General features: G+C 41.2%; 2 protein-coding genes. Both read left to right on the top strand.

What is annotated here, in order from left to right:
• The coding region (locus tag ACYVRA_RS05720) for a hypothetical protein (RefSeq protein ID WP_461251788.1) at positions 1-3,297 on the top strand (3,297 nt) is incomplete at its 5' end.
• A 311-nt stretch (positions 3,298-3,608) separates the two neighbouring features.
• On the top strand, positions 3,609-4,173 hold a 565-nt coding region (locus ACYVRA_RS05715), incomplete at its 3' end, for an HIT family protein (RefSeq protein WP_461251787.1).

Genomic DNA, 4,173 nt, shown 5'->3' with positions numbered 1-4,173 from the left:
AATTATGACAGTATCGGTAAAAAATGGACATCTCCAAACGCTTTAGTCATAGATTCTACGGAAAGTGATCTTAATGATGACTTTGACGGGGACGGAACTTACGGTGAAAAATGGGCAGGCTTAACTGATAAAACATGGCAAGCGCGTATGATGATCTCCAATATAGACGGAACACAGCAGCAGTTTCCCGACGGTCCGTATATGGTGCATTATATAGTAATGGATACGGCGGGGAACGCCACACATTATCAGAAAGACATCTATATCGAAAACAACAAACCACGCATCACATATATTAACATTGGAACAGATATCAATTTTAGCGGCTTTCTTGATTATCCAAGCGAATTCAAAGATAAAACGCCCAATGGAAAAGGATATGAAGTTAATAATACATCCGAAGGAAGAGGCAATATTGACACGCCTGATAAGGAATTCAGGATTCGCAATGAACGTTTCGGGATGAGACTGGAGTTGGAAAAGGGCAATGGAGCGAAATGGGCTACGGTTACTTACGTTACAAAAGACGTAACAGCAATACCTGTCACCGCTATGAAAAGGGGCAGGGTCTACCAAATTGCCACAACTGCGCCTGATACCGACTTTACCAAGTATGGGGCGCCGAACGGTTATAAAGACACTATTTTTATTGCCGCCTCAAATGGTGAAGGAAAAGGCGAGGTTTATCAGTTCATTGAAGTTAAAAAACAAGGTCCGGATGCGGTTATTCCAGCAAACATTATCGGATTTAATGATTTTACCGGAATTACGGATACGACAACGGGGTTGTTTATTGTAAAGGTATACGACACAGTTTTATCCGGCGACACAGTACATCCGGAGTATGATCAGCTTTCCCATGCGGTATTGCTTACAGTATCTATAAACAATGATGATAATATTTCTCCTAAAATTGATGTAACCAACTTTGGACAAAGACATAAAGTGCCGACAACGGCGGTCGGCGATCTTGGAAATCCTGCAAATTACGACGCCAATTTGCCGTCAGCCCTTGCCGATGCGGTTTATACCGATTATGTTGATGCGACGGTAACCACAGCCACAACAACAAAGAACGGTTATGTTCAATATCAGGCTCATTCGGCAGCTAATGACGGCGCGGCTGACAAAGGCGGAACCGCCAACATAAGCGGCAAGGTAATATTTAACGGTAAAGTTAACGACAACCACCAAATTAATAGAATTGCCGTTACAATTCCGGGTTATAACGGCGGTAATGGTTCCGGTATTGAATTTGACATTGCCACAAGAAATTCAAGCGGTTTACTTGAGCAAACAAGTAATGTAGCCGGAGAAAGGGTGTTCAGGCTTGTATGGACAGAAGCCCAAGTTCCGCAGAATACTCTTGAATACGGACATACCCTTGTATGGCAGTTTATGTGGGACAGTTCAAAGATTGACACGGTAGCGGATGATAATGTTGATATTACCTTTAAGGTTTATGACGGCAAAAACGCAACGTCAACTTCTGTAAAAAATGTAAACATTAATCCCTACATATCGGAAGTAGTTACCTCCCTTAGCAACACATACTATGTGCCTTCCGTATTTAACCGTTCCGCGCTTGGCGGCTATCCGGTACGTGAAGGAGAAACAATTACAATAAAGGGATTTAACCTGGGTAAAACTGACCTAGGTAATACGACATTAACTATAGGCGGCACCTCATTAACTCCTTCATTGGCTAATCCACCTGGAATTGCCGGAGGCATAAAGGGTACTGTAACAGGCGTTAACTCAGGAGATTTGGTTGTTACTGTAAACGGTAAAAATTCGTTTAATAACAGCGATCTCAAAAATAAAACAACCGATTACAACAAGGAACCCAACGGCGTAAACAACAACAAACTTGACAACAGCCGATACATCTATGTGTGGAACACGGGATGGTTATATAATCAAGATATACCTTACATCTCCAATCCTTTTATGAGAGTAAACAGCAGCGGTAACCGCCTATTAAGTTTTGGTTTCTATAACGGTCAGAGTACTGGGCGTTTAAAAGTACGGAAAGACAACACTAATTATATACTTGGAACGGCATACTCTAACAGGGTAGTCTTTTCCACTGTTGCTGCCAGCAAAACTTTATCCACTTTTTACGCGGCGGCTTCCGACCTTAGTTCCCAAAATAATCGCGGTTTCCAACTTGGGAAGAGTAATGCCGGAGGTACAGGCAACTCCGCAAATTCAACTCCCGCAGATGATAATTCTGGTAACGCAACCGCTACCGGTTCTCTTAATCTTTATGCAATGACAAGCTCTAACCCTGAACGTTTTAGGATTCCGCGTATTGCTGTTCAGTCAACTGGCTCCACCAGAACAAATGATACTGTCGACAGGATTTTAATGAGCTATTTTGATAATGAATCCAATAATAAGGAAGTCAGGATCATATACGGCGCTGTTGGAGCTGCTGATGGCTTTAATATATCCACTTCAGCCACACCAACTACATCAGGCGCTACATCAGTAATAGTAGCCGACAATACTCAAACATATAAAGGCAGTATGTATACGGCAGTTGGGTTCCTTAGTGACGGTAAGCCGCTTATAGCATGGTATGACAATACGTCACAGAATCTGATGTTCTCCTTTGTTAACTCTACTCCAGGTGGTAATACTAGTACAAACGGGTTTTTAGGAACCGCAGCTATCCCAACAGCAACATGGCAAAATAACGCCGCAGTAATAGCCGAAGGTAAAGGCACTCACGTTGACATGGCGGTAGATAAAAACGACAACGTTCATCTTGCGTATTACAGTGACGAAGGCGGGCTTTGGTACACCTATATTCCCGCTGCTGACGTAACAAACAAGGCCAGGGAACCTAATTCTGTAAGGGTAGACACTTTCCTTTCCGCCGGAACAAAAATTATGATTAACGTAAGGAATGATACTACTATACCTTACATTTCCTACGCGCACGCTTCATTCCCGGGAACAAGGCACTCTATCCGCGTTGCGTGGCTGGTTAATACCAGCGAAGCAACGGCGGCAGGCACAAACGATGACGACACATTTACAGGCTTATGGGAAGTAATGACCGTTCCCGTTAGAAGTGACGTAATACCAAATATCGACGAATTTATCTGTAACGGAGTAATGCCTACTAATTCCTCAGGCGCTTGGACTGCACCCGGCGGTGCCAGCACTTTGACATATAATTCGATGCTTCATCAATCCATTTTGGTTGGTTTCTTTACCAATTTAACGTATGAGGGAGCGATATTAAAAGGGAACATTTTAACCGTACCGCTAATACTGCAAAAGTAGCACATAACATTGCTTAACACGGCGGGCAGGCGCATTCGCGTTTGCCCGCTTTTTTTTGCACAAATAACACAAAGGAAATAACCACGGAGGACACAGAGAACACGGAGGAAGAAATGATTTTCGTACAAAAACTCCGTGTACTCCGTGGTCCAAATTTCTTAAATATATGATTATGTTTAAGCCCGCTTTTTATGTCAGGATATATAATATTTTCATTCCCTAGCATTTAAATAATAACACTATTGCGTGATATTGACAAATAGCCGATAAAAAAGATATATTAACTTATAATTTAGAAGGAGATTATTTTTATGGTTAATTGCTGTTTTTGCCAAGAATTTATTAATCACGAAACTAACGATGATATTCAAAAGAATTATTCGGTAACCAATCGGATATTATTTAACAATGATAAATTTGTTGTCCTGCCCAGCGTATCGCCCATTGTCAAAAATCATCTTTTGGTATTACCCAAAAAACATATAAATACCATGAAACAACTGGGTGATGATGAAAAAGGCCAGTTTTTTGCGTTAGTAAATAACATAACCCAGTTGCTCGGCGAAGACTATTTTGCTTTTGAACATGGGGCTTTTCCTGTCAACGGCAATACATGCGGCGTTGATCACGCGCATATTCACATTTTACCAGTTAAAAGAGAGATTTCTAAAAAAGTAATAGGATTTATAAAAAAGACTTATACATATATGCTTTACAAAGATTTATCCCTGTCTTTAGATGATAAAAAAGACAAGCCGTATTTATTATTTGGAAACGATACGCGGGAAATGTACAGTTGCAATAATGCCCTTTTTCAATCTCAGTTTATAAGAAAATTGCTTTGTGAGCATCTGGATATACCGGACTGGAATTGGA

It is taken from the genome of Treponema sp. R8-4-B8 (assembly GCF_054786175.1).
Note: the sequence above shows the minus strand (reverse complement) of the source record. Positions and strands in the feature narration are given on the sequence as shown.